This window comes from Lysinibacillus sp. KCTC 33748 (assembly GCF_002237755.1).
Lineage (GTDB): Bacteria > Bacillota > Bacilli > Bacillales_A > Planococcaceae > Lysinibacillus.
In genome coordinates this window covers 409,858-436,706 of the sequence record NZ_MWSJ01000001.1, presented here as the reverse complement: position 1 = coordinate 436,706, position 26,849 = coordinate 409,858, and the positions used below count along the sequence as shown (strand labels likewise).

Annotated in this window: 23 protein-coding genes; 7 read left to right on the top strand and 16 right to left on the bottom strand. The window is 36.4% G+C overall.

Going from position 1 to position 26,849, the window contains the following annotated elements:
* Positions 1 to 74: 74 nt before the first annotated feature.
* On the bottom strand, positions 75 to 392 hold the full coding sequence (locus B1B04_RS01915; RefSeq protein WP_079559644.1) for a winged helix-turn-helix transcriptional regulator: 318 nt from the start codon (positions 390 to 392) through the stop codon (positions 75 to 77).
* Between the two features lie 158 nt (positions 393 to 550).
* On the opposite strand from B1B04_RS01915, the gene B1B04_RS01910 reads away from it, so the two are divergent.
* Positions 551 to 943: a DoxX family protein gene (locus B1B04_RS01910; protein WP_079559643.1), complete on the top strand. Its 393-nt coding sequence runs from the start codon at positions 551 to 553 to the stop codon at positions 941 to 943.
* A gap of 199 nt (positions 944 to 1,142) precedes the next feature.
* Here B1B04_RS01910 and B1B04_RS01905 read toward each other — a convergent pair whose 3' ends face one another.
* The 3 genes from B1B04_RS01905 to B1B04_RS01895 form a co-directional block, all read right to left on the bottom strand.
* Positions 1,143 to 2,009 carry an NAD(P)-dependent oxidoreductase gene (locus tag B1B04_RS01905; RefSeq protein ID WP_079559642.1) on the bottom strand — a complete coding sequence of 289 codons (867 nt, stop codon included), beginning with the start codon at positions 2,007 to 2,009 and terminating at the stop codon, positions 1,143 to 1,145.
* Between the two features lie 330 nt (positions 2,010 to 2,339).
* Positions 2,340 to 2,516 carry an aspartyl-phosphate phosphatase Spo0E family protein gene (locus B1B04_RS01900; RefSeq protein ID WP_079559641.1) on the bottom strand — a complete coding sequence of 59 codons (177 nt, stop codon included), beginning with the start codon at positions 2,514 to 2,516 and terminating at the stop codon, positions 2,340 to 2,342.
* A gap of 92 nt (positions 2,517 to 2,608) precedes the next feature.
* A complete protein-coding gene (locus B1B04_RS01895) occupies positions 2,609 to 2,797 on the bottom strand; it encodes a hypothetical protein (RefSeq protein ID WP_079559640.1) in 189 nt (62 codons plus the stop codon).
* 125 nt (positions 2,798 to 2,922) lie between these two features.
* Here B1B04_RS01895 and B1B04_RS01890 point away from each other — a divergent pair, with 125 nt between their 5' ends.
* From B1B04_RS01890 to B1B04_RS01880, 3 genes are all read left to right on the top strand, one after another.
* Positions 2,923 to 3,111: a YkvS family protein gene (locus tag B1B04_RS01890; RefSeq protein ID WP_053483503.1), complete on the top strand. Its 189-nt coding sequence runs from the start codon at positions 2,923 to 2,925 to the stop codon at positions 3,109 to 3,111.
* Between the two features lie 81 nt (positions 3,112 to 3,192).
* Positions 3,193 to 3,807, top strand: coding sequence for a CPBP family intramembrane glutamic endopeptidase (locus B1B04_RS01885; RefSeq protein ID WP_079559639.1), 615 nt, complete (start codon positions 3,193 to 3,195; stop codon positions 3,805 to 3,807).
* A 63-nt stretch (positions 3,808 to 3,870) separates the two neighbouring features.
* The gene (locus B1B04_RS01880) at positions 3,871 to 4,575 is read left to right on the top strand and encodes a hypothetical protein (protein WP_079559638.1); all 705 of its coding nucleotides are present in this window, start codon (positions 3,871 to 3,873) and stop codon (positions 4,573 to 4,575) included.
* A gap of 305 nt (positions 4,576 to 4,880) precedes the next feature.
* Here B1B04_RS01880 and B1B04_RS01875 read toward each other — a convergent pair whose 3' ends face one another.
* Positions 4,881 to 5,327 carry a MarR family winged helix-turn-helix transcriptional regulator gene (locus B1B04_RS01875; protein ID WP_079559637.1) on the bottom strand — a complete coding sequence of 149 codons (447 nt, stop codon included), beginning with the start codon at positions 5,325 to 5,327 and terminating at the stop codon, positions 4,881 to 4,883.
* 119 nt (positions 5,328 to 5,446) lie between these two features.
* Positions 5,447 to 6,910 carry a PAS domain-containing sensor histidine kinase gene (locus B1B04_RS01870; protein ID WP_240518176.1) on the bottom strand — a complete coding sequence of 488 codons (1,464 nt, stop codon included), beginning with the start codon at positions 6,908 to 6,910 and terminating at the stop codon, positions 5,447 to 5,449.
* 211 nt (positions 6,911 to 7,121) lie between these two features.
* Between B1B04_RS01870 and B1B04_RS01865 the strand changes: the two genes are divergently transcribed.
* Both B1B04_RS01865 and B1B04_RS01860 read left to right on the top strand, forming a co-directional pair.
* Complete coding sequence (locus tag B1B04_RS01865; protein WP_079559635.1) at positions 7,122 to 8,861, top strand: B12-binding domain-containing radical SAM protein; 1,740 nt, start codon at positions 7,122 to 7,124, stop codon at positions 8,859 to 8,861.
* Between the two features lie 788 nt (positions 8,862 to 9,649).
* Entirely contained in the window at positions 9,650 to 9,916 is a 267-nt protein-coding gene (locus B1B04_RS01860) for a hypothetical protein (RefSeq protein ID WP_079559634.1), read from the top strand.
* A gap of 815 nt (positions 9,917 to 10,731) precedes the next feature.
* On the opposite strand, the gene B1B04_RS01855 is transcribed toward B1B04_RS01860, so the two are convergent.
* From B1B04_RS01855 to B1B04_RS01820, 7 genes are all read right to left on the bottom strand, one after another.
* Complete coding sequence (locus B1B04_RS01855) at positions 10,732 to 12,087, bottom strand: TrkH family potassium uptake protein (RefSeq protein WP_079559633.1); 1,356 nt, start codon at positions 12,085 to 12,087, stop codon at positions 10,732 to 10,734.
* A gap of 106 nt (positions 12,088 to 12,193) precedes the next feature.
* Positions 12,194 to 12,955 carry a TerC family protein gene (locus B1B04_RS01850; protein WP_079559632.1) on the bottom strand — a complete coding sequence of 254 codons (762 nt, stop codon included), beginning with the start codon at positions 12,953 to 12,955 and terminating at the stop codon, positions 12,194 to 12,196.
* A gap of 585 nt (positions 12,956 to 13,540) precedes the next feature.
* Entirely contained in the window at positions 13,541 to 14,626 is a 1,086-nt protein-coding gene (locus B1B04_RS01845) for an SDR family oxidoreductase (protein ID WP_079559631.1), read from the bottom strand.
* A gap of 18 nt (positions 14,627 to 14,644) precedes the next feature.
* On the bottom strand, positions 14,645 to 17,698 hold the full coding sequence (locus tag B1B04_RS01840; protein WP_079559630.1) for an efflux RND transporter permease subunit: 3,054 nt from the start codon (positions 17,696 to 17,698) through the stop codon (positions 14,645 to 14,647).
* A 736-nt stretch (positions 17,699 to 18,434) separates the two neighbouring features.
* The gene (locus B1B04_RS01830) at positions 18,435 to 20,012 is read right to left on the bottom strand and encodes a peptide chain release factor 3 (RefSeq protein ID WP_079559628.1); all 1,578 of its coding nucleotides are present in this window, start codon (positions 20,010 to 20,012) and stop codon (positions 18,435 to 18,437) included.
* A gap of 286 nt (positions 20,013 to 20,298) precedes the next feature.
* Positions 20,299 to 21,765, bottom strand: coding sequence for a UDP-N-acetylmuramoyl-L-alanyl-D-glutamate--2,6-diaminopimelate ligase (locus tag B1B04_RS01825; RefSeq protein ID WP_079559627.1), 1,467 nt, complete (start codon positions 21,763 to 21,765; stop codon positions 20,299 to 20,301).
* Positions 21,766 to 22,277: 512 nt separating this feature from the next.
* Positions 22,278 to 23,666 carry an aldehyde dehydrogenase gene (locus B1B04_RS01820; RefSeq protein ID WP_079559626.1) on the bottom strand — a complete coding sequence of 463 codons (1,389 nt, stop codon included), beginning with the start codon at positions 23,664 to 23,666 and terminating at the stop codon, positions 22,278 to 22,280.
* Positions 23,667 to 23,874: 208 nt separating this feature from the next.
* Between B1B04_RS01820 and B1B04_RS25495 the strand changes: the two genes are divergently transcribed.
* Complete coding sequence (locus B1B04_RS25495) at positions 23,875 to 24,030, top strand: hypothetical protein (RefSeq protein ID WP_170938872.1); 156 nt, start codon at positions 23,875 to 23,877, stop codon at positions 24,028 to 24,030.
* Between the two features lie 169 nt (positions 24,031 to 24,199).
* Here the strand turns inward: B1B04_RS25495 and ssuE are convergent, their stop codons facing one another.
* The 3 genes from ssuE to B1B04_RS01805 are packed head-to-tail and all read right to left on the bottom strand — an operon-like array spanning position 24,200 to position 26,790.
* Positions 24,200 to 24,733 (bottom strand): NADPH-dependent FMN reductase, encoded by a 534-nt coding sequence (gene ssuE, locus B1B04_RS01815; protein ID WP_079559625.1) that lies wholly within the window; start codon positions 24,731 to 24,733, stop codon positions 24,200 to 24,202.
* A gap of 39 nt (positions 24,734 to 24,772) precedes the next feature.
* A complete protein-coding gene (locus B1B04_RS01810; protein WP_079559624.1) occupies positions 24,773 to 25,732 on the bottom strand; it encodes an ATP-grasp domain-containing protein in 960 nt (319 codons plus the stop codon).
* Between the two features lie 11 nt (positions 25,733 to 25,743).
* Positions 25,744 to 26,790 (bottom strand): LLM class flavin-dependent oxidoreductase, encoded by a 1,047-nt coding sequence (locus tag B1B04_RS01805; RefSeq protein WP_079559623.1) that lies wholly within the window; start codon positions 26,788 to 26,790, stop codon positions 25,744 to 25,746.
* Positions 26,791 to 26,849 lie beyond the last annotated feature (59 nt).

The following is a 26,849-nucleotide window of genomic DNA, read 5'->3' as shown; positions in this document are numbered from 1 at the left end:
TTAGCATCATTTTCCTTGACCATTGTTCAACTCTAAAAAAATATCCAAGCCCCCTCGCTTGGATATCCTTCTTACTATTCTTCTATATTCACCCACATAGAAGACCATTGTTCAATTGCTTTAAGGACCGGTGCAAGTGCATGTCCTTTTTCTGTTAGCTTGTATTCAATCACTACTGGTGTTGATGGAATAACTGTGCGCTCCACAATGTTCTCAATCTCTAACTCTTTTAATCTTTCCGTTAACACACGACTGCTAATACCCACATTATTTTTTATCGTTGAGTATCGTTGAGGACCTTCCAATAACTGATAAATAAGCAGGGTGTTCCAGCTATGATTTAATATTTTTAGTGCTTTTTCAAATCGTGGACAAATTTTTTTTTGATCCAATTTTCCTGCCTCCAATGTGTTTTGTTCTTATATAAGAGTATATCATTTTTTCGAAAATCATTTTCAAAAATAAAATTTAGTTACTTGACAAAAGTTGTTTTTAAAAATAAACTAAGTTACGAAATGTAAGCTAAAAAACAAAAGGAGTTTATTTAACTATGCAAAATATCGGTTCAACTATTTTACGTGTGGTGCTTGGCATTATTTTTGCAACTCACGGTTTCCAAAAGTTTCAGGGAGGTATCGGCTTCACAGCTGATTATTTTGATGCCATTGGTATTCCAGGCTTCATGGCTTATATTGTTGCCATTATAGAACTAGTCGGTGGTGTAGCCATTATTTTAGGCTTAGGTACAAGACTTATCGGTGCTTTATTGACAATAACAATGATCGTTGCTATTTTCACAGCGAAGCTTAGCGTTGGCTTTATCGGAGAAAACGGCTTAGCCGGATATGAATTTGATTTAGCTTTAGCGGCAATGGCCTTATACTTTGCACTTGCAGGGGCATCTAGTTTTTCTTTAGACGCAAAACTTTTTGATAAAGAGTAATGCTGCCGTAGTTAACTATTTTCTCAAGTGTATTGATTAGACATTTTTATCCACTTGAATTCTACGGGCAGAACCAACAAGCATGCTATTTTCAGTATTGTTAATGAGCTGCTTTATATAAGAAAACCCGAAGTGCTCATCCTTTCAAAAGATGATACTTCGGGCTTTCTAAAATTATGATTCTTCGTTTTGTTAATCTTTAATGATAGGCCTTTAAAAGTGCCTGAGTACCGTTTTCACCGTAGCCCTCTTCTATTAGCCTTTCATACATATCATAAGCGAGTGTTAGACCTGGCAATGTAATCCCCATTTTTTTAGATTCATCTAATGCTATTTTCATATCCTTTACAAAATGCTTAATATAAAAGCCTGGTGCGTAATCTCCTTTGATCATGCGAGGGGCTAAATTACTTAACGACCAAGAGCCTGCTGCACCAGAAGAAATGGATTGCAATACTGTCGGTAAATCAAGTCCCGCCTTTAAACCGTAAGCCAGTGACTCACACACACCAATCATTCCAGATGCAATAACAATCTGATTACACATTTTAGCATGCTGCCCTGCACCAGCTTCTCCTTGATAAACAATATTTTCACCGAAATGTTTCATAATTGGTAAAACCTTATTGAATGTAGCTTGGCTACCTCCAACCATAATTGATAATGTCCCATTTTGAGCGCCAATATCTCCTCCAGAAACAGGTGCATCCAGCGCTTCTACTCCAACTTTTTGAGCATGTTCGAAAATTTTCTTTGCTAATGTTGGCTCGGAAGTGGTCATATCAATAACGATATTGCCAGATTCGGCTGTTTGAAATAATCCATTATCTCCAAAATAAACTTCCTCTACGTCCGCAGGATATCCAACCATCGTAAAAGCAATTTCCTTATGTTTAAATGCTTCTGCTGGTGTACTTGCCCAAGTTGCACCTAACGCCAAGAGTGGCTCCGCTTTCTCCTTTGAGCGTGTAAAAACTGTAACCTCATGACCATTTTTTAATAAATGTTTAATAATACTAGCACCCATTACGCCTGTGCCGACAAATGCAATACCTTCTTTTCCCATATGTACATACTCCTTTGTGATCAAGGCAATGATTGATTTTTTTAATTGATCAATCATTAGCACTTATTCTTATCTATAAGTGTAGTTTAATAAGTGCGATAATTCAAACTTCTCTTATTAACTTGTACTAAAAACTTTAAGCGCTGCATATATACGAGTAAATCAATTTCCTTAACGTAATGAAGACAAAAAAAAGAGAGCAGTTGATGGGGTATCACTGCTCTAAAGGGGAAATGAGAATGTTGCTGTGTTCAAAATAAGTATTCCCCACCAAATGCTTTTTAAACATATTATTTAAAAAGTTTATACTCTGAATACTGGAACATTCTTTCAATCTTCTTGACGCTCTTCTTCTTCAAATGTTGTCTGTCTATAATAAGTATTCATTAACTGATCTAATCTGCGACTCAGTTGAATGGTTTTCGCATTTTGTAACCCGTTCTCTACACCTGAGCGAATCATCATCTCACGAGTTTGTTCCATTTGTTTCAAGAGTAGATTGACCATTCATATAACCCTCCACACACAAATAATCATACCATTATTATACATTTATATTTCATTTCTTACAGCATTAACTTACGACAATGTTCGACAAATCAGCTTCTTGGAATTTCTTGATAAGTATAAATTACGCGTCCATTTTGTTTGGCCTCACCTCTATAATGTTTAAATAAAGGATGTTTTACTAGTACTTCTCGGAACTCATAAAATTGTTCCTTATCTATTTCTATACTTTTCAATTCCCCGTTTTGTAATTGTTTAAGCATATTTTCGTATTTTTCCATTTTTTCCATTCCTCTCTTTTTTAGCATTCTGTGTAATTAATTATGAATTATTCAAAAAAGGCTTTACGTTTTCCATTTTTTCATGCAAACTGTATATTATTAGTCGATGAAGGAGCTGACTGTCTGTGAAAATAGCTGAAGTTGGAAATATTATCGAGTTTAAAGACGGCTTACAAGGTATAGTCGAAAAAGTAAATGAAAATTCGGTGATCGTTGATTTAACATACATGGAGAATTTCGATTCCCTTGAAATTGAAGAAAAGACGGTCGTCAATCATAAACGTTACAAAATTTTATATACAAATGAAGCTTAATAGTCTGAATAGTCCCTATTTGTCTTTATAGATGATAAGGGACTTTTTTTTTGATAAAATTAAAAGCATGGAGGTCGAATAATGCTTACAAATTCGAAACAAACAATAATATTGCTCCTTTCTTTATTATTCGTTTATGGCATGCTTGCTTTTACCTTTGCTAACCAAGCTGTATTTTGGCACCTATATGCATTTACTTTACTTGTATGTATTGCCATTGCCATTTTAACTGGAAAAATTGAGGATCAGTTACCGACATGGAAATTTTTACTTTTCGGTATTGGATACGGTACAATAATATACGGTATTATACGCTTTGGCTATTGGCTAGCACCACATATTAATGGTTCATTGGTACAATCAGTACAAAAGTTTTTAGCAAATTATGGACCACAGACTATTTGGCACTATATACTACTTGTATTCATTGTTGCTATTGGTGAAGAGCTCTTTTGGCGTGGCTATGTTCAACAACAGCTGAAACGCTTTATGAAACCTACTTTAGCAGTCATTGTAACAGCGATTCTAAGTGCAATCTCTATTGCAATAAGCGGCTTTATGCTTGGTATGGTTGCTGCACTTGTAACCGGCATTATTTGGGGCTTGTTATATGAATGGCGTAAGAGTATGCCACTGGTTATTGTATCCCATGTAGTCTTTGTACTACTCTTATTTTTAGTGTTACCTTTAACATAATAGCATTAAAATTTGGAAACATTTTCTCTTTACCAACGTTTGATAATAAAAGGAGGGCTTTTCATGCAAAAAAAATTAATTTCTCTACCTGCATTATTACTAACAGCCATTTTAGTCGTAGGATGTAATACATCTGATAAAACAGAGGATTCTGATGTTCAAAAAAATGAGCCATCAAATACTGAACAACAGCAAAAACCATCAGCTGAGGATAAAACTGTAAATGGCTCAGAAGAAACGCCTACAAATGAAACAGATAAAGATACTACAGACAAAACTGACACTACAGATAGTGCAAATACACCAAAACAAGAAGTTAACTATATACAAAAAGGCAAAGAAAAAACTGAAACAGCAAGCGAATCGAAAAGTGCTGATCAAGGCTATAAAATGCAACAACTACCTGGATTCACACTTTCTCAAGAAGAACCTGGTAAAGACATGTTAATTTCTAATGAAAATGCTGAAGTATTCATGCGTATCGAAGATGTTTCACAATCAAGCTATGATGAAGTAAAAAAATCTATGCAAGATTATATGAATGCTGTTGGTGAACCATCAGCTTTGTCTTCTGAGGATCTAGCTCCATTTAAGGGTGTTAAAAACATTGAAGGTTATGTTGTAAATTTTGTTGATGACAAAGAAAAAGTAATCGGCGTTGTTTTTGAAAAAGACGGTTTAATTATTAAATTAACTATTCACGATAACGAAGAACTAGATTTAACTGATGCTATGTTTAAAATGGCTGCAACTATTTCTAAAAAATAATGATTCAAAAAAGACTGTAGACAAACTTGTTTGCTCTACAGTCTTTTTGTTATTTTTAATACGGTTTATACCTTAGCGTGAGGCTCATTTCCCTTCCGATTGGTCGGATTGTGCCATGGACGGCTAGGAGCGTTTACAAGGGCGTTTACGCAGGACAGGATACTTTTGTCGCTCACTTCATCCCTTCTCCATAACCTATAATCTCCAAGGGGTATAGAATCAAATTTAAGATTCACTGCGTTCTCTCCCTAAAAGCCTTTTGTTCAACACAAAAAGTTGCCTCAAATTCATTGAGACAACCCTTTTTAATAAGACAAATCCTTAATAGACAGTCCTAATTTTTTTAATAAAGTGATAGCTTGATCTTTTTCCTCAATAGATAGCACACTCATCAATTCATGTAAATGCTGCTCATGCTTTGGAAATAGTTCCGCCATAAATGCTTCACCTTTGTCCGTAATTTCTGCATACGTAACACGGCGATCTGACGGACATGAAACACGTAATAAATATCCTCTTTTTTCAAGTTTGTCAATGACATACGTAATAGACCCACTAGCAAGCAAAATTTTATTGCCAATTTGCTGTAATGGCTGTCTTCCTTTATGATAAAGAAGCTCTAAGACAGCAAATTCAGTAGGATTTAGTCCATTCTCTTGAAAAAATTGTTGGGTTGTCTCATTGATTGCTTTATGTGCACGTGATAATACGATATATAATTTTAATGATTGCTTTATATCTTCTGACGTCATATCCTTTTCCTTTCAATTCGCTTTTATACATGCCATTATAGCGATATTAGAAAAGCATTGTCAAAAGCATTATTTGATTTTAAGCCTCATATGTCGTTTACGGTACACATTGACTCTTTTTATGTTACTAAATAAGCAGAATCTTTCGTGGACACATCCATTGTATCCACCTGATTAAATGAGTAAATGGGGAATTGTAAGTGGAAGCATGTCCCCTTTTGTAATTCACTACTCACACCTATTACACCTTCATGCTCTTCAATCACCTTTTTCACAAAAGCAAGGCCTAGTCCTGTCCCTGCTGATTTCGTCGTGTAAAAAGGCTGGAATAAGTTTTGAAGGGTAGCACTGTCCATACCGACACCTTCGTCTTTAATCTGTAATTCAGCAATTGCACAGTCAGCAGTCATTTCTACTGTGATCGTTCCACCATTATTCATGGATTCCATCGCATTTTTAATAAGATTCATGAATACTTGCTTTAAGCGATTCTCATTGCCACCAATGTATACTTGTGTAGAAGGAGAAATGTATTGAATCATAATATTTTTCATAAGCGCATCTGGAAGCATAAACTCAATCACTTGCTTCACAATGTTATTTAGCTCTAATAATTCTACTTTCATGCTTGTTGGCTTGGACAATACTAAAAGCTCGGATAAGATTTGTTCCATCCGTTGAAGCTCACTATCGATGACAGATAAATACATACTGGACTCTTCATCAGCATTTAACTTTAATAATTCGGTAAAGCCCTTTAAAGAAGTTAATGGATTACGGATTTCATGGGCGATACTTGCGGCCATTTGACCGACAACATTTAAAGCTTGCTGATGTTCAACTTTATGTTGAAGTTGTTTCTTTTCTGTTTCATCATTAATGACTGTGACAATAATATTGTTGTATTCATCATATATACTTGAAATTTCATAATAGCAAGGGGTCATAACTTGCGTTTCATCAACTACATGAATATTTGCATGTTTTTCACCCATCAATTTAGAAAGGTATGAAGTAATTTGGCCTTTCTTAAGTGTAAACGTATCAAAGATGTGCTGGTGTGCCTTATGAAGAAGCTGTGATTTTTCTATTTTTAAATACATCTCAGCATACTTATTTAGCCCAAGAATAATCCCACTAGCGTCACTTATAATAACAGCGTACGGTAAGTGGTCATAAGCATGGAAAGATTGTGATCTCTCTTGCTCTTGGCTAACATATAATTCATGAGCTATGTCATTATTTAATGTTGAAATTTGCGCAACGATTTCTTCTGTGTTCGGATCATAAAAACATTTGAAAGACATCATTTCAAACTCATTACTAGCTGTTTGAATATTAAAGATTTCTTCTGATCTCAAATCACTTTGTAATTGTTTAACGAATTTTGCCCAATTTAAATTAGAGGACTCGTCCATTGTTAAATAACCTATATACGATGAATTGAGGTTAAACAGTTTAATTGCAGCCTCATTCATGTTTAAAATTTTACCTACTTTATTAAGAATAAGTGTTGGTGACGAAGTACTTGTCATAAGATTTCCAAAACATTGATTAATATCATTTTGCTTCAACTTTCTCACCGAACCTTTCAATAGAGTAAAAAACCCCTTATTCGAATTTTGAGCCTTTACTATACTTTATGACTGCACGATTCTATTATTACAAAATTTAGTAAATTTAAGTATTTAAAATTATTTCACGAACTGTTCACAAAATAAATAGGCAAAAAGGATTATATTGTTTGACAGCTACTTGACTGTTACAATTAGAAATTGAAAGGAAGATTATTTCATGAATACTATTTTAACTACTTTAAATGCAAAGTATATTCACACAAATTTAGCACTGCGTTATTTAAAAGGTGCTGCTTTACCAGAATTTAATCCGATCATTGCAGAATATACAATTAAAGATCCTGCTTTTAATATTGTATCAGATTTATTCCAAAAAAACCCTGATATTGTAGGATTCAGCTGCTATATTTGGAATATTGAAGAAACTATTCACGTCATCAAAATGTTAAAAACTGTCTGCCCAAATGTTAAAATTTTGCTCGGCGGACCTGAAGTTTCTTACGATTCCCACCATTGGTTACGTAAAATTGAAGAGGTTGATTTCATTATTATGGGTGAAGGAGAAACTTCCTTTAAACAATTACTACGCCATTTGCATGGAGAAATTGCATTGGAGGATGTTCCAGGGATTTGCTACTTAGAAGATGGTAAAGTACGAATTCACGCACAAGCATCAAAAATTGATTTACGTGAATTGCCAAGTCCATTTCGTTTCGAGGAGGACCTCCCTCATCTAAGCAAACGAATCCAATATATTGAAACAAGTCGCGGCTGTCCATTTAGCTGTCAATTTTGTTTATCTTCTATTGAAGTAGGGGTTCGTTATTTTAACCGAGAAAAAATAAAAGAAGATATTCGATTCTTGATGGACAACGGTGCACGTACTATTAAATTTGTTGACCGTACATTTAATATAAGTCGCAGCTATGCAATGGAAATGTTCCAGTTTTTAATCGATGAACATAAGCCAGGGGTTGTGTTCCAATTTGAAATTACCGCTGATATTATGCGTCCTGAGGTTATCCAGTTTTTAAATGATAACGCACCAAAAGGTCTTTTCCGTTTTGAAATCGGTGTTCAATCAACGAACGATTTAACAAATACTCTCGTGAAGCGCCGTCAAAACTTTGAAAAACTAACACGTACAGTGACGATGGTCAAAGAAGGTGGAAAGATTGATCAGCATTTAGATTTAATCGCTGGTTTACCAGAGGAGGATTATGCAAGCTTCCGACAAACCTTTAATGACGTTTTCGCAATGCGCCCAGAAGAATTACAGCTTGGATTCCTTAAGCTTCTGCGTGGTACAGGCCTTCGTCTAGAGGCTGAAAAATATGGCTATACGTATGTGGACCAATCACCTTACGAGATTTTCTCTAATAATGTCTTAACATTTGATGATATCGTGCGCATTAAACATGCAGAGGACGTGCTTGAGAAATACTGGAACGATCACCGTTTGGATCATACGATTGAATATTTAGTAACTGAAGTGTTTGAAACACCATTTGATTTCTTCCAAAACTTCGGTACTTATTGGGAAACTAAAGGTTGGTCACGTATCGGACATCAGCTTGAGGATTTATTCCTTCGTTTATTAATGTTTTTAGAAACTGTTGAAGGTGCTGATTTAACTATCATTCAAAGCCTAATGCAACTAGATTATTTAATGGCTCAACAGTTCCAGCCGCGTAAATTATGGTGGAAGGAGCGTCCTACTGAGGAGCAACAAAAAGCACTTTATACGGCATTACGTGAAAACCCTGCCATCGCAGGTGAGCCATTTGCCAACTTCAATCTATCCGAAAAAGAGTTGTTTAAACATACGCTTATTATTCCGCATCACATTGATTACCAAAATTTTTCAAAAGGCAAAATTGTACAAAAAAATGGCTATCTTTTAACTTACTTCCGTCACGGTCAAGCACCATACTTTGCAACAATCGACTCTTTATAATAAGAAACGCTAGTCCATTAATTAAATTTAGGACTAGCGTTTTTTCATACATTAAAAACTCATAAATCTTTCAGGAACCTTTAAATGCAATCCATATAATTACATTTCCATTAAATATATAGCAATCAGAAATCGTAGCTTTATTACACTTAACAGATGTTCTTTGATGTATTACTATTATCCTAAAAAAGTTTAGTTCGAAAATATCAATGCATCGATACCTATTAATTGGAAAAATTACCTATTAAATAGTCATAATAACCAGGAAAAAACAATTTAAAATTTTTCGACAATTGTGTGTCGAAGGCAGTTTCTTGTCAATTACGCAATCTAAATCCCTCTTTATGAATAGATTTTCTACTAAGATACCCTTTAAAATCCTCGTTCAATAAACTTATTGGCAACCGGAAAATAGTATGGAAATAAAAAAAAGAGCTAAATTAGTAACGGGTCCTGTTTTCGAGTACAAAACTAAAAAAACACTATAAAAAGTGTATCAAATCGAAATGATTTGGATGTCCTTTTTTTATTGATACAAAGCGGCTTTTTAACAATTTTCATACGAATTGGTATATCAAATCGCATTAATAAAGTTACATTATAGAAAGTTCTATAACGATGGAAATACATAATCTGGCAAGGAATTATATTCAACCGACGGAGCAGGTCGTTCAATAAGCAGTTATGGATTCTGCAGAATTTAAATGGTAAAATTAATCAAAATTGGAACCGCCATTCATTTCGTTCGTCCTTATAGTAATTGTAGAAATTAAGGAGGGAGGTAAACAATGTTCAGTAAAAAAGGGATATTATCAACATTATTTTCAGTAGTAGGACTTATTTGTGTAGCATGTTTTTATTACTTTCAACTTAATACTGCTTGGCTATTCTTTCTTGGGACTATTATGTTCGTCATAGGAATAATATTTAGTGTTCAGAGCTTTAAAAAAAGAGAAAAAGGATTTTGGAAGTATTCCCCTATGATTGTTTTTGGGATTTATGTCATTGGTGTTTCATTGTCAATCGTACTACTTGTGTTTATGGGCGAAACTTGAACTACTCCCACTTATAGAAGTGAGAGTTTTCTGTCGGAAAATGATAAAAGGTTATATTATTTTTAAAATTTCCCTCTTAAACTCCCAGGAAAGAACTTAATCATCTTTCATTTTCTGTGGTGAAGTACTTATTTTTGCGATTCATGGAGGGCTAACGGGGTGCTTTTCTTGAAGATCATTGAATCGCATAGGCAGCTCTTCTTTCTTTGTTGAAATAACGACGCAGGATAGTTAAGTAAGAATGATATGTGAATCTACTGGTGAATAAAGTATTTTATTTACACAAAGAGAAAGGAGGATTAAAAATGAAATCAATTGTTATAGGTAATGTTATATTTACTGGTTTTGTTGCATTATTTATTTCTTGGTTTTTTGCAGAAGGAGCGTTAGGTGAATCTGATACTTTGACGCCAGAATTCTTTTAAATACTTCCTATTTTAAAATTATATTGAGCAATTCTCTGCTTTGGTTAACTATCCCTTTAGGTTTAATGTTTGCGTTTGAATTTATATAAGAATATTAGAAGAAAGATAAAGAATAAAGCTGTTTTCTTATTGAACTAATGGGGCGCTTTAGTTAAATTTTGATTCACAAAATATCAAACACAGTTGAACAAAAAAGGTACTGCGAATTCGCAGTACCTTTTAATATTAATATGCTAATTAATTGTCTTTTTAACCTGCGATTTTGCTTTTTGTACTTCAAAACAGAACCCGTTACTAAATTAGCTCTTTTTTTATTTCAATCTTAGTTGTAGGGGCTATTCAAGTATTGATTGAATCCCATAAAAGTCATTCATATCAATGATCTAGTATTTACCCGATAATTACTCGTTCCTTAGGATAGTGATAACTTGATTTTTTGCCTCTACCACCACCACCAAGAGTGTAAAGGAAGGAGATTAAACCGACACGACCAACAAACATTAAAATCATAATGATAATTTTACCAAATACCGATAAATCCGAGGTAATCCCTAAAGACATCCCACACGTTCCGAACGCTGATGTAATTTCAAAAATTATTTGAATCAGTGATGCGTGTGGCTCAGTAATAAGTAAAATAATTGTTGCAACTAAAACCATAAAGAATGCCAATAAAATAACAACAAACGAGCGGAATACATCGATTAAATGTATTTCACGTCCGAATACTTGAATATCCTCTCTTCCTCGTGAGAAGGTAATTAGGAATAGAATGGCCATGGCAAACGTTGTTGTACGTATCCCTCCACCAACTGAACTTGGCGAAGAACCAATAAACATTAAAAAGCTCATAAAAATATCTGCCGCTTCACTAAAGGTTGTAACATCGTACGTCGTCAGTCCAGCTGATCGTGTTGAAACAGAATGGAACATTGCAGAAAACAGCGCTTCATGCCAAGACATTCCCTTAAAGGAATGGAATGATTCAAGCAATAAAATTACGAGAGCCCCTACCACAAATAAAATTGCATATGTGGAGGTCGTTATTTTTGTAAATAAACTAAAGCGGAAATTTGCATGGCGATGAAGTAAAAAAGATTTCACTTCAATTAATACTGGGAAGCCTATCGCGCCTAGCACGATTAATAACATCGTTATTATTTGTACAAAGTAATCGTTATGAAACGGTAATAAACTCATGCCTGTAATATCAAAACCACCATTTGTAGTAGCAGAAACGGAGGCAAAAACACCATGAATCAACGCTTCTTCGAAAGTATCGAAATAGTTTGTAAAGTGCAACGTTAAAATAAACGCACCCATCACTTCAATACCGATTAAGATTTTCAATATTTCGCGAATTAATTGGACAACCCCTGACAAATTGTATTGATTATGGTCAATCATAATCAACTGACGCTCACGCATACCTATTTTTTTCCCAACTAGTAACCACACAAAGGTACCAAGTGACATAATGCCAATTGCGCCAAGTTGTAAAATGACAAGTACCATCACGAGGCCAAATGTTGTGTAGCTTTCAGATATATCGAATGTTGTTAAACCCGTTACACTAACTGCACTTACAGCCGTAAACAAACTATCTAATAATGAAACGTGTACACCTTCTTGATGAACGCCTGGTAGCCGTAGTAACAGGAAGGAAATCGCTATAGCTATAAAATAATAAGAGACAAGCACCTGAAAAGGTGTAACAAGTCTATTTTTTGATCTTTTCCAGGGCACGTTGAAAACCCCTTCCTAATATGATGCCAAACTCGATAGATATTAGTATAGGAAAAATACTTAAAAAAAGAAAGAGGAATAGCTACGACTATCCCTCTAAATGATATTAAGCTTTATTTTTAAAACGAACTCCTACTAAATAACCTACTAATGCGATGCCCACTAGTACGATCCAGAAAGTTAACTCCCACACAGTTGAATGTGGAAATTCTGCAGGTAAAATACCCACCTTCTCATGTGACAAAGTCAGCACAACAAGCTTTACACCTACCCAACCTACAATTAAAAACGCAGCTGTTTCAAGTGAAGGATAGTCATTTAATATTTTCACAAACCATTGTGCCGCAAATCGCATCATGATCACTCCGATAAACCCACCAAGTAACATGACAATAAATTGTCCACCATTGATGCCACCAATATCAAAGCTTCCTACCTTCGGTAAAGTAACCGCAATGGCAACTGCAGCAAGCATAGAATCAATAGCAAATGCAATATCCGCTGCCTCTACCTTAAGCACTGTCATCCAAAAACCAGAGCCCTTTTTTCTCGTTTCTTCACTAGATTCTTCTTCTGAGTCTTTTTTATGGCGCAAATCATATATATTTTTGGCGGACATGAATAATAAATAAGCTGCTCCCAATGCTTGAATTTGCCAATAATTCACTAATACTGTAATGACAAAAAGCGCTGAGAATCGGAAAATTAATGCACCGAATAATCCATAAAACAGTGCCTTTTTTTGTTGCTCATGTGGTAAATGCTTCACCATCACAGCCATTACTACTGCATTATCTGCTGCTAATAACCCTTCTAATACTACAAGTACAATAAGTACCCAACCGTATTCTAATACAATTGATTCCATTCATTTGCCCCCTCTAAAGCTCTGTATACCCAAATTAGTTATTACTATACGAGTACAAAAGAAAAGACCTCTGCCCTATTAAAAGGCAAAGGTCTCGCTAAGCAAATAAATATCTGACAATTCATCAGTACCTCTCTTTTACTAGTGGAATGAATACCGCAAGCATAGAGTTAATCGCTTATCACACCCGATGGTAAAAACCATGTCATGACGAATGTAATCCAGATACATCGCTCGTATCTGTTAGCTACTCCCCTTTGACAAAACGTCGAAGGTTCTTCTTCTGTAAAACTCATTATAGCACTATCATATATGAGTGGCAAAATTATTCTACCCTACTATAGGCTCTGATTTCCGCTACGGACTACTCGCTTTCCTGCGGGCGAGCGTTGAGCCGCTTCCTCCGCTTCGCTCCGTGCAGGGTCTCGTCTGTCTCGCTTTTCCGCGAGAGTCGAGTAGCCCTACGCTACAATCAGTTAAAATGGGCATTCATTAGCAAAATATAAACCAAAAATGCTTTTATCAGTCAATAATAAATCTATAGCCGATTGCATCAACTCTCAATTAGCAAACCACTACTTGAAGTCACTTTATTTGAATTTGATAGCTTTTATCTTCTTTATGCGCTAAATAAAATTCAATCATTCTAGGCATAGTTTGTATAAAGTCGGGGCATGTAATATTACCTTTTTTCAAAATAGTCATTGCTTCCGACGTATCGAATTTAGCATCCCAAGTTAAATAATCTAAAGTTTCTTGCTCAACACCTAGATTTTTTCGAAGAAGTGGGACTTGTAAAGATAGTCTTGCTAGTGTTAGCGGTAATCGTCCCTTAGGATAACGGTTCGTTAATAACTTTACCATCGTCCGATACACTTCCTGCATCGGATGTGGATTTGGGTCCGTTAGATGTAAAGTTTTACCTTCAGCACATCTTTCATCAACTAGATAAGTCGAAGCTTTTATAATGTAATCCACTGGCACTACATTTATTGTTGATTTCGATTGACCAATGTACGGAATAAAAGGTAGGCATTTTAATTTATCCACCATATTTAAAAAGAAATAAGGTCCATCGAATTTAATCGTTTCTCCTGTTTCTGAATGTCCACGTACGATACCAGGTCGAATAATTGTCAGTGGTATTTCTGATTTCAAATCTTCTACTCGATGCTCAGCTTCATACTTTGTTTCCTCATAATAGTTTTTAAATGCAGGCGGGCGAATTAATTCAGTTTCTCGCAAAACACCTTCACGTATTCCTGCGACATACGCTGTACTGAAATACATATAGCGTCTTAAGTTCGGAAGTGTGCGAACAAAGTCATTGACCATAGTCGTACCATGTACATTTACCTTCCATGCAATATCGCGAGGCACGGCTAAATCATAAATGGCAGCTAGATGCCAGAGCACCTTTATTTGAGGTACAATTTCCTGTACAGCTTGGTTTTCTAGACCGAGATTCGGTAATGTAATATCTCCCTCTACAATACGAATAGAACAGTTAGGAAACTCCGCTAAAATATGTTCTCTTTCTAAATTTGCTTTTATTAACTCCCCAGCTAAAACAATAGCGATGACTTCTTGTGATTGATTTTTTAGAAATAACTCTCGTATTAATTGACTTGAAATAAAACCCGGAAAGCCTGTAAAAAAATGAACCCCCATCTCTCATCCCCCCTGAACTTACCGCATCTTCCTTGTTGTCTTATCCATTAAACTGTACACGATTGGTACAATATATAATGTCAATAAAGTGGATGTCACTAGCCCTCCGATTACGACAATTCCCATCGGTTTATTCATCTCTGTTCCTTCACCGATGCCAAGAGCAAGTGGTAGCAATCCTAAAATCGTTGTTAGTGCAGTCATTAAAATTGGTCGAAGTCGATCTTGTGTAGCAAGTACAATCGCATCATACGTTGCCAGTCCTCTAGCTTTTTGTTGATTAATGTAATCTACAAGAACAATCCCGTTATTCACGACAATTCCAACTAATATTAAGATGCCTATAACAGATGTCACACCAATTAGCGTGTTCGTAGCAAACATAGCAATAGCAACACCAATAATCATTAAAGGTACTGTGAACATGATAACGAATGGATATTTAAAAGATTCAAACTGTGCGGCCATCACGATATATACAAGTACGACCGCTAACGCAACTGCTAAAAGCATATCATTAATCGCACTATCATAAAGCTCACGATCTCCACTAAAGACAATTTGAGTTTCAGTAGGCAAATCCGCTTTTTCCAATGCTTTGTCCACTTTAGCCGAGATGCCACCTAGCGATTCCTTCGTTTTATATTCAACAAAAAATGCAACAGCAGCAGCCTGATCAGAACGTCTTATCGATACTGGCCCTTCTTGTACAGAAACAGTTGCAATGTCCTCTAGTTTTACAAATAAACCTGCAGGTGAACGTAGCTGCATCGATTTTAATGACTCGATACTATCATTAAACACTTGTCCAAAGCCTGTATAAACAGGCAATACAGCACCATCCTCTGCCATTAATTGCGTAGTTAGCTGACCCTTTGTCATTTGATTGACCGTCTGAGCAATTTGTGCAGGCACAAATCCGTAGTCCTTCGCCTTTTCACGGTCTACTTCGACTTGAATTTCTTTTACAGTGATATCTAAATCCGTAGATACCTTTGTGATAGCATTCACCTTTGATAGCTCCTGCTGCACTTTATCAACAGAGCTATGAAGTCTTCGCTCATCAGAATCTGTTAACCTAAACGTTAATGTATTTGGTGACGAACCTGTTGTCGTTGAGACATTGAAGTTGATTTCAACTTGCTCCCCTAGCTTTGCATGCAAATCTTTTTCAACCTCTTCTACAAATTCAAAAATCGAACGATCCCTATCTGCTAAAGGGACAAGCTTTACATATAGCTCAGCTTGGTTGGCACTTGTTTGTCCCCGAGCTTGCGCTTGCTGTGTACCACCGATTAAGCTAACATATACGTCAACATCTTTCTCCTGTTTCAAACGATCTTCAATTTTCGCAACCACTTTTTCTGTTTCTGATACGGCTATCCCTTTTTCAAGATTTACACTTATGGATGCAAATCCTTCATCGGTTGGCGGTAAAAACTCTGTGCCAATTTTCATAAGTCCAAACAAGGCAAGTCCAAAACAGACAACTGTTGAGATTAGTACAAGCATACGGTGACGCAATACCCAAATAATTGATGTTTTGTAGCTCTTGTAAAAGGATGATTCATTTCGTTTTTCATAAACATTGATTGATTTCATTCTTAAAAGACGACTTGCAAGCATTGGGACAACCGTTAACGCAACGACTAAAGAAGCGATTAAGCTAAAAGAAATAGTTAAAGCAAATTCTGTGAAAATTTGCCCTATTAATCCTTTAATAAACATTACAGGAATGAATACAGCAATTGTTGTGAGTGTGGACGCAGTAATCGCAAGCGCCACTTCCTTTGTCCCATCCTTAGCTGCTTCGATAGGGTCCTTGCCAAGTCCTAAATGTCGTTCAATGTTTTCTATAACAACGATAGCATTATCAACAAGCATACCAATGCCAAGTGCTAACGCCCCTAATGTCATAATATTGAGTGAGAAATTGGCGAAAAACATTAAAACAAATGTAACAATAACCGAGTACGGAATCGCAATTCCAATAATAATAGGGCTTTTCACACTTCGTAGAAAGACAAATAGCACGAACATTGCGAATAATCCACCTAGAAGTAAAGAAGTTCCGATATTGCTTATCGCTAAATCTACGTAATTCCCTTGGTCCACTAGCACATCTGCAACGATTCCTTCATATTGCTTCTTCGTTAATAATTCATTTAAAGCCTTTTTAAAAGCTTTGGATACTTCTGCCGTATTAGCGCCTGATTCCTGTAATACAGACATTAATACTGCAGGATGCTCATTTGCACGTGTCGTAGTTATAGATTTTTGCTCCGTGCGTTCAACAGTTGCTACTTCTCCAACTGTTAATGGTTTACCATCTAGTGGATTTACCGAAATGATTAAATCTGCAATGCTTTCAGGTGAATTTAATGTGCTTAAAATACGAGTTGTTAACATCTTTCCATCTGCTGTTAATACGGGTTCACCAGGAAGGGAAACATTGTTCGATTGAATAATTTGAATAACATCTGCTTGCGTTAATCCTTTTTCAACTAACTTCGATTCATCTAAAGTTATTTGAACTTCTTCGACTAGCTTACCAGAAATATTTACACTCGCGACACCAGCAGTTCGACGAAGTTCCTTTTCCAAGGCTTCTGCCAGTAAACGCACATCTACATGGTCATTTTCCGCCCGTAGTGAAAGTTGGATGATAGGAAACTGAGATGGATCAAATTTTAAAAAGCTAGGTTTCTCAGCATCATTCGGTAAAGGGGTCATGTCGATGCGTTGTAAAATATCGAGCTGAGCATCTTCAATATTGGTTGACCAATCAAATTCGAGAACAATTAAATTGGATCCTTCTTGAGAGGTAGACTGTAGTTTTTTAATCCCTGGTAAGGTGGCAAGCGTTGTCTCCAATGGCTTCGTTATTTTTTCATTAACCTCGGTCGGACTTGCACCAGGATAAGAGGTAACAACGATGCCAATTGGTGGACGTAACTCAGGAATAAGCGTAATAGGTATTTTTAATAATGAAACGCCACCCAAAATAATGACTAATATCATTGTAACTATTGTAAAAACAGGCCTTTTAATAGAAAAATTACTAATATTCACTTTATAAGCTCCTTTTCCATCTCTTCCCTTCTATAATACCCGAAAAGGTGAATATTTTATAAATTGGGCACCACCATAACGTGTGGTTGATTTCCGTTCCGACTGGGCGCTTTGTAGCTGCCGCTTCGCTTTCGCTACAGAAAACATTTGTTGTTGCTGTCGCTACGCTTTCGCACAGAGCAAAGCTTCCTGGGACGTCCGATGAGCCGCTTCGCTGCGCTCCAGGGTCTCGGGCCAACAGATGTCTTTTGCGCGAAAGCGTGAGTACAACGTAGCGGCAGCAGAGGGTTTTGGTTTTGTTTGTGCGAAAGCGCAGCGACAGCAACAGCACGATGTTGGTCACGAAGGCGTTATCACAGGACGTGATGCTTTTAGCCTTCGTTCCTCTATATCGCTAATCCCCAAGGAGTCGCCCAGTCGTAACGAAGATCAACATAGCAACCGCTTAAAACAAACGCTACCCCAACTTTTAGTAATGTGCCTATTTATAAATTCTTTCCGGAAGCTGTTCATCAGGTTTAAATTTCCTAATACTGTATATATTATACATAAAGCTTTAATTTTCCTTGTAAAAAAACACGAATCGCAACATGTCGATTCGTGTTAGTTTGTTCACTTTTGAAATGCCTAAAAATGATAAAAGCTCTACGCTATTGTTGATTGGAGTTGAAGGCTACTCGACTCCCGTGGGAAAGCGAGTAGACTGAAACGGAAATCAACCTGACAATTCTTTTTATTATAAAAGGCTATACAGTTTAATGTTTTCGTTTTTATCTGCAAACCAACGCATAGCAAATTCATTTTCAAATAAGAAAACAAGATTATCAAAACGGTCTTTTACAAGCATTGAACGACCTGAAGACATTGATTCTTTAACATCCTCTTCGTTTTCAATCCATCTTGCAATTTTCGAACCAATTGGCTCCATTCTCACTTCAACATTATATTCATTTTTCATACGATGCTCAAAAACCTCAAATTGTAATTGACCAACTGCTCCAAGAATAACTTCTTCTGTATGCAATGTTTTATAATATTGAATGGCGCCTTCTTGCACTAATTGTAAAATCCCTTTATGGAATTGCTTAGACTTCATTACATTTTTCGCAGTTACACGAACAAATAGCTCTGGAGTGAACTGTGGTAGTTTTTCAAATTGGAATGTCTTTTTACCACCTACGACTGTGTCGCCAATCTGATAAGTACCTGTGTCATATAAACCGATAATATCACCAGCTACTGCTTCATCTACTGTTTCACGGTCATCCGCAAGGAATTGTGTTGATTGTGTCACTTTGAATGATTTACCTGTACGAGATAAAGTCATGTTCATGCCACGTTCAAATTTACCCGATACGATACGCACAAAGGCAATACGGTCACGGTGTGCAGGGTTCATATTCGCTTGAATTTTGAAAATGAAGCCTGAAAACTCCTCATGCTCAACTGGATCAATAAATAGTTCATTCTCAGTAATACGAGGCTGTGGTGTCGGTGCAAATTGTAAATATGTTTCAAGGAATGTTTGTACACCGAAATTTGTTAAAGCAGACCCAAAGAAAACAGGTGTTAATTCACCACGACGAATTTTTTCTTCTGAGTACTCATTACCCGCTTCATCAAGCAACATAATGTCGTCCATTGCTTGTGAATAATAAGAAGTCACCTTCATCGGATGCTCAACTGCAAGTTCCCCATTTTCATCAATTGGCAAGAAACGCTCTACTTCATCAGAACGGAATTGCTCGATACGTTTATTATAACGATCATAAATACCTAAAAACTCTTTACCCATACCGATCGGCCAGTTCATCGGGTAAGCGTTAATGCCCAATACCTCCTCAAGCTCTTCAATCAGCTCAAGTGGCTCCTTCCCTTGACGGTCAAGTTTATTAATAAACGTAAAAATTGGAATACCACGCATTTTACAAACTTTGAACAGCTTTAAAGTTTGTGCTTCAATACCTTTGGCAGCATCTACGACCATGACAGCACTATCCACCGCCATTAGTGTACGATACGTATCCTCCGAGAAATCTTGGTGACCTGGAGTATCCAAAATATTGACACGTGATCCATTATAATCAAATTGCATAACTGAAGAAGTTACAGAAATCCCACGTTGCTTTTCAATCTCCATCCAGTCAGATGTTGCAAACTTACCTGTTTTCTTCCCTTTTACCGTACCGGCATCACGAATTGCACCACCAAATAGTAAAAGCTTTTCTGTAATCGTCGTTTTCCCAGCATCAGGGTGACTGATAATGGCAAAAGTTCGACGTGATAATATATCTTTTTCTAAATTTGAATTCATCTCGTCATTCTCCTTTTTTCATACTTACTAATAATAAAAGAAGACTTGCCTTTCTTACAACCTTTTTACATGAATTCCCCAAAGAATACTTAGCTAGTTCCAATGTAGATAGTCCCTCAAACACTCCGATGATAATCATTTTCTTTCAATACATTCACCTTCATGTTAACCCAAAAAGAAAACCCCTTGACTAAAAGGGGTTTTAAAGTATGGTGAACTTATCGCATGACTACATGCATTCATTCACACTATCGTACACTCTAACATCCTAATTGGAGATCATATATTATACAAATTTTAATTGGCCAGCTTCTATTGCAATATCCGCATCACTATGTGGATATTTAGTATTCTCAATAATTTGATAATCTTCATGTCCTTTACCAGCAAAAATAATGATATCTCCTGGTTCAGCAACCTCAATTGCATGGCGCACAGCTTCAGCACGGTCTCCTATACATGCATAATTTTCATGTAACATCCCTTTGGCAAGATCACCTGTAATACTATCGTACTCTTCATAGCGCGGGTCATCTGTCGTTAATATAACGTAATCAGCGGCTGATGCTTTTTCTGCCATTGTTGGACGTTTCGATTTATCACGATTGCCGCCTGTGCCAACTAAGAAAATAAGCTTACCTTTTTTATATGGTTGAGCTGAAGAAATCGCCTTTTCAATTGCATCAGGCGTATGTGCATAATCAATAAACATCTGCACCGGTAAATCTGAGCAAACTTTCTCCATACGTCCCTTTACTGGTGGTATTTGCTCAATTTGCTCAATAATTGTTTCAATTGAATAACCACGTCCATAAAAAGCAACCATAGCGGCAAGTACATTGTATATATTAAATTCCCCAAGTAAATGCATTTTCACGCGGTATATTCCCTCTGGCGTTTCAACGTCAAAAGAAGTCATGAAATCATGATACTCACAGTTAATAGCTCGGAAATCAGCTGTTTCATTGTTCAAACCATATGTCCATACTGGAAATGGTGTCATCGCAGCATAGCGTTCTGACCAAGCATCATCGGCATTTAACACGACAAATTTATTCTTTTCTAAGTCTTGTCCGAGTTGAGAGAATAATAAGCCTTTCGCATGGCCATATTCCTCCATCGTTCCATGGAAATCAAGATGATCATGTGTAAGATTTGTAAAAATAGCTACATCATATTCTACACCAGCTAGACGTCCAAGTGCTAAACCGTGTGAAGATACCTCCATAGTCATTAATCGGCAGCCTTCCATTTTTGCACGGAATATCATTTGTTGAGTCGATAATGCATCGCTTGTAGTATTGGCTGATTCATATAAAATACCATTTAAATTAAAGCCGATTGTCCCTGATAACGCTGATTTCTCGCCCATACCATGCATGATGTTTTGAATAATTCCTGTTACTGATGTTTTTCCATTTGTTCCTGTTACACCAATCATCGCCATATCTTTTGATGGATAGTCAAAAAACTTTGCAGCTAACAAGCCAACTGCTCGATCCGTATCTTTCACGATAACTTGCGCAATCGTTTCTTCTAATGGTAATTGTCGTTCTGTCACAACAATTGTTGCGCCACCTTCAACAGCTTTCTGTGCATATTCATGGCCATCTACCGTATAACCTTTAATACAAACAAACATACTATTTGGTTGCACACTACGTGAATCAATTACAATATCAGTCACTTGATCAGGTAGCACTCCAATTATTTTTTTCAAAGGTAATGCATTCAACAATTCCTCTGCATACATTTCATAGTCCTCCATTCAATCTCTACATTCATTTCATCATTTGTTGTTTATTCGACAATAAATGACAAGATGAGTCCCCCACAATCTATTGAATTTATTTTACTACTTATTCGCCCATAAAGAAAATGCTTGTTAGGACGTTTTTCTGATGAAAACGCTATCATTTTAATATATCTTTAATATTTCAATAAAATTTTGCTTATCATCACCACGTGGGGTTGATTTCCATCCGGCTGAGCGTCTACTCGGAACATCCGATGAGCTCTTTGATGCAACGCGCAGTTGCACCATCTAGCTAGTCAAAAGAGCGCTTACAGTTGCTTTTAGCCTTCGTTCCTTTTCTGCGCATGCAAAAAGTTTTCAACCCATGCTTCCCCTCCAAACAGCTTATATATGGCTTAAAAGCTCGAAATGTACTTACTTTATAAAAAAAACGACATTTATCGACAACTACATTTTCCCTAAAAAAAGTGAGGTGTCAAGAATCTTTAGTGATTCGACACCTCCTTTTACTATTTCATTATAGTTCTCACAAGCTTAACCTTTTGTTTATAAGGTGGAAAGAGAACATTCGTCTCTAACTTAGAAGATTTTTTTAATATTGATTTGGGATGTGTAAAGTTTTCAAAACTTGCCTTCCCATGGTAGGCTTTTACCCCTGATGATCCGACACCACCAAATGGCAAATGTAAATTTCCAACATGTGTAATCGTATCATTTATACATCCTCCACCAAATGGTAATTCCTCTAAAAAGTACTGGATAGCTTTCTCATGCTCGGAGAAAAAATACGCCGCTAAAGGCTTTGGTAACTGACGAATTTGGTGAATGGCTAGCGGTAAATCATCATACATCATCACAGGTAAAATTGGACCAAATAGTTCATCCTGCATCGAAGGATTTGACCATTTCACATATTCAATAATGGTAGGCTCCATATACAAATCATCACGATCTGTTCTACCTCCAAATGTAATGGCATCACGTTCTTCTACAATAATTTGTTGTAAGCGATCAAATTGTCTTAGATTGACAATACGGCCGTAGTCAGGGCTTTTTATTGCGTTTTTACCATAGAAAGAACGAATAGTTGCTTTCAATATTTTCATAAATCGGTCATAAACTTCTTTATGGACAAGGACATAGTCTGGTGCTACACAAGTTTGTCCAGTATTTGTGAATTTTCCCCATGCAATTCTTTTCGCCGCTACTTCTAAATTGGCTGTTTGATCGACAATTGCAGGACTTTTCCCGCCAAGTTCCAGGGCAATTGGTGTTAATCGTTCCGCCGCTGCCTTTGCAACAACTTTTCCGACTGCCACACTTCCTGTAAAAAATATATAGTCAAAGGACGCATGAATAAGTGCCGTCACTTCATCTTTCTCTCCTTCCACAACACGCACGTATGAAGGATTAAACGTTTCTACAATTATTTTTTTAACAATCGCTGCTGTATGCACAGATGTTTCTGATGGTTTTACAATAGCCGTATTACCACCAACAATTGCACCGATTAATGGCTCCATGACAAGTTGAAATGGATAATTGAAAGGACCAATGATTAATGTTACGCCAAAAGGCTCTCTTACAATAAAGCTTTTTCCCACCTGGTATTGAATCGGTGTTTTTACAGCTTCCGGTTTCATCCACTCTTCAACATGCTTTACCATATAAGAAATACTATCTAAAACAATGCCAATTTCTGTTGCATATGCCTCAAACTCACTCTTACGTAAATCTAAATATAGAGCATTCAAAATTTCTTTTTCATATTTTAAAATTGTTTTCTTCAGTTTTAGTAATTGCTCTTTTCGAAATTTTGTACTCTTCGTCGCTCGAGAAAAATAAAATTGACGTTGCTCTGTAATCATATTTTCTACATCTTGTGTCGTAAAATTCATAATAAAAGCACCCCTTTTTTTAAAATGGCATACATAGTTTTTTCATTTCGAAACAAACTATCTTTGTCTATACGATACAACATTGACAAGCAAAATTCCTCTTTCTAAACGAGGGATGTGTAAAGAATATGTTAGAACTGTAGACGGTTTTGTGACTTCGAGAAACTTACAACTACATATTGAAAATTTGAAATGGGGGCGTAGATGAATGACAATAACAACAGGAACTTGGTGGGAGTCCATTTTTTCTGGACCATTAGCGCACGGTATTAGTGAAGAAAAAATATCGCTATTGCAAGATGAGGCTTTCTTATATCTCACTACAGCACCGATTGAGAAAAAAGAAGAACCTGAAGTTAATTAAAAAACAGCGCGTTATAGGAGGTGGTTATTTCCTATAATGCGCTATTTTTTTCAGATGAATACTTTGAAGATTTATCGGAATACAATCTCATTTTATCGGAACAACTTTAACTTTTATCGGAATATTTTCTCATTTTATCGGAATAATTGTAGCTTTTATCGGAATAACTTCAGTTTACTAATACATTTTTCTGTAATTGTTTTAATTCTACATCAAGTCGGTTAATTGCTTCTTCCTCGATGGCAAAGCTTCCATCTTCAAGGCGAATAATTTGTTTATCAACAATATAAACAGAATGTGCAATATTTGTAGCCCCTAATACAGCTAATATTGGTTTTAATGCAAATTCTAATGCGAGTAAATGTCCAATAGAGCCACCTACAGCAATTGGTAAGATAATTTTTCCTTGCAACGCTTTTTGCGGCAGTAAATCCAAGTAAGTTTTAAGTATTCCTGAATATGAGGCTTTATAAATAGGCGTCAAAATTACGATAATATCTGCTTCTTCAACTTGTTTATTTTCTGTAATGATGGCCTCACTTGCAAAATTAGCCGTAATTAAGTCCTCAGCTGGCAATTCATGTACGTAATTTGTGTGCACTGCTATTCCTTGTACCTTTAAAGAGTTTTCCACCTTATCATGAATAGCTGTCACGCGTGAATTTCTCGAATTACTGCCATTAATAATAACTGCTTTTATCAATTTAACCACTCCCCTTTACATAGTGACTACAAAAATACTTTACGAAAATTGCAATGTCTTTTCATATTGACGTAATGTAGCACCTAAATATTTGGCCACAGCTAACATGCCATATTTTCCTACGGCTCTTTCGGCTTCTGCATTATAGTTTGTATTGGTATTTACGTCATATGTAAAAATATTCCCTTCTTCATCGATAATCGACTCAATCCCTGCGACACTTACTTTATTTTTCTCTAAAAATTCTTCATATCGCCCTATAAGCTCCTCTGAAAAACTGTCTATAATTTGAAATTTTGATTTCTTAGTTGCTGTTTCACCTACTGGGCAAAACTGATCCACTATTTGACAGCTATCAGCAGGACAAAGTTCAAATCCTTCTGATGTATCTACACGAACTGCATATAAAAATTTACCACCAACAAATTCACATCGTGTTATATAAGAATCAGGTGATTTTATATATTGTTGAATAAGCGTAATACCATCTATAGGTGACTCAAAAGTATCACTATTTACATATGCTTCTAGCGCTTCAACTGAATGAAATAGTTGTACTCCAAGTCCTTTTCCTGCTCGATTATGCTTCGTAATAAATGGTGTTGTACCAATTGTTCTTGCCGCTTCTATTAGCTGTGATTTACCAACTGTCGCTATCGTTTTAGGTGTTTGAATGCCAATAGCTTCAAGTGCACAATATTGATTGACCTTACTTACTTCTAATCTTAAGGCACGGCTTCCATTTATAACTGGACGGCCATGATACTCTAGCCAGGCGAGCACTGCCTCCGTTAGTTCAGGTGCAAATTCATGCCCCCTCGTATGTGATGAAGCACTCATACGACTATAAAAAATTCCTTGTGGTGGCTCTTTTGATAGGTCAATCAATCCTTTCGCCAAATGCCAAACCTCATAGGGTAGGTTTAGTTCCTCTAAACGATTTGTTAAATGATTTGTCCACTCATCATTTTCATGAATAATATAAATTTTCGCAGTCATAGTATCGCTCCTTACTGTATGATGGCTGATTTTATTTTCACTAAAGGCATAACATCTCTTGCAAAACGTTCCATTTCTTCTAGATGTGGAGAGAATTGAAGGAGCAAGAGATTTACACCAACTTCTTCATAAGCTAAAATGCGATCAGCCACTTGCTGAGGTGTGCCTACTAAATTTGGTCTTAGCCCTCTGTTTGAAACTGAATAATCTTGTAGTGTAATTTGTTGCTCTAACTTTGATTTACTAGTGAAGTCATTAAATCCTGCATACCCTGCCGCATCCTCTACATTGGTAATTCGGGCTAGTTCAGCAAGTGCTTCTTCTTCTGAATCACGTACAATGACATATGCAGCCATTCCGAAAGTTTCGAACGGTCCTTTTCCAATTGCTTTTCGACGGTCAAGCATTTCCTTAATTTTAGCCCCAACTTCCTCTACTGTTCCGCCATGCATCACATAGGCGTCACATGACTTTGTAATTGCCTCTTTACCGCGATCACTTTCCCCACCTGCGTAAAGTCTTGGGTATGGTTTTCGAACTGGCTTAGGAGATAAATGTGCATTTTCTATTTTGTAATATTTACCGTCATAACTGAACGTTTCTTCTGTCCATAAACCTTTTAAAACCTCAATAAATTCCTCTGTGCGGTCATAACGTTCTCCATGCTCTGTAAAATAACCACCATATTGCTTTGCTTCTTCTTCCCACCAAGCTGAAACTACATTTAAAGTAAAACGACCATTAGCAATTTGATCAATATTTGCGGCAACTTTTGCCATTACCGCAGGATTATGATAGCCAGGCCGAACTGCAGCCAATATTTCAATTTTTTCAGTAACTGCTGCTAAAGCTGCGGCGGTTGACCACGCCTCAAGCACATCAGCATTCACGCCCTTAATATCATTTAAATATAGCTCGGCAATAAGCGTCGCATCAAAGCCAAGTCTTTCTCCTGTTTGAATAACCTGTTTTGCATAATCAAAGGTCGCAGGCATATTCTCATTTTCTACATTACGTAACCATCCTCCGAAAATCGGTAACCAAAATCCTAATCTCATTTCCCATCCTCCTTAAGTCCTTATGAATTTTCACAGCATAAAGATAAAAAAAGCTCCTA

Coding starts and splice junctions, on each gene's coding strand:
- B1B04_RS01910 (WP_079559643.1), top strand. CDS start 551: ATGCAAAATATCGGTTCAACTATTTTACGTGTGGTGCTTGGCATTATT.
- B1B04_RS01885 (WP_079559639.1), top strand. CDS start 3,193: ATGCTTACAAATTCGAAACAAACAATAATATTGCTCCTTTCTTTATTA.
- B1B04_RS01905 (WP_079559642.1), bottom strand. CDS start 2,009: ATGGGAAAAGAAGGTATTGCATTTGTCGGCACAGGCGTAATGGGTGCT.
- B1B04_RS01850 (WP_079559632.1), bottom strand. CDS start 12,955: ATGGAATCAATTGTATTAGAATACGGTTGGGTACTTATTGTACTTGTA.
- B1B04_RS01880 (WP_079559638.1), top strand. CDS start 3,871: ATGCAAAAAAAATTAATTTCTCTACCTGCATTATTACTAACAGCCATT.
- B1B04_RS01845 (WP_079559631.1), bottom strand. CDS start 14,626: ATGGGGGTTCATTTTTTTACAGGCTTTCCGGGTTTTATTTCAAGTCAA.
- B1B04_RS25495 (WP_170938872.1), top strand. CDS start 23,875: ATGACAATAACAACAGGAACTTGGTGGGAGTCCATTTTTTCTGGACCA.
- B1B04_RS01820 (WP_079559626.1), bottom strand. CDS start 23,666: ATGAATTTTACGACACAAGATGTAGAAAATATGATTACAGAGCAACGT.
- B1B04_RS01865 (WP_079559635.1), top strand. CDS start 7,122: ATGAATACTATTTTAACTACTTTAAATGCAAAGTATATTCACACAAAT.
- B1B04_RS01810 (WP_079559624.1), bottom strand. CDS start 25,732: ATGACTGCGAAAATTTATATTATTCATGAAAATGATGAGTGGACAAAT.
- B1B04_RS01830 (WP_079559628.1), bottom strand. CDS start 20,012: ATGAATTCAAATTTAGAAAAAGATATATTATCACGTCGAACTTTTGCC.
- B1B04_RS01895 (WP_079559640.1), bottom strand. CDS start 2,797: ATGGAAAAATACGAAAATATGCTTAAACAATTACAAAACGGGGAATTG.
- B1B04_RS01860 (WP_079559634.1), top strand. CDS start 9,650: ATGTTCAGTAAAAAAGGGATATTATCAACATTATTTTCAGTAGTAGGA.
- B1B04_RS01900 (WP_079559641.1), bottom strand. CDS start 2,516: ATGGTCAATCTACTCTTGAAACAAATGGAACAAACTCGTGAGATGATG.
- B1B04_RS01825 (WP_079559627.1), bottom strand. CDS start 21,765: ATGTATGCAGAGGAATTGTTGAATGCATTACCTTTGAAAAAAATAATT.
- B1B04_RS01805 (WP_079559623.1), bottom strand. CDS start 26,790: ATGAGATTAGGATTTTGGTTACCGATTTTCGGAGGATGGTTACGTAAT.
- B1B04_RS01875 (WP_079559637.1), bottom strand. CDS start 5,327: ATGACGTCAGAAGATATAAAGCAATCATTAAAATTATATATCGTATTA.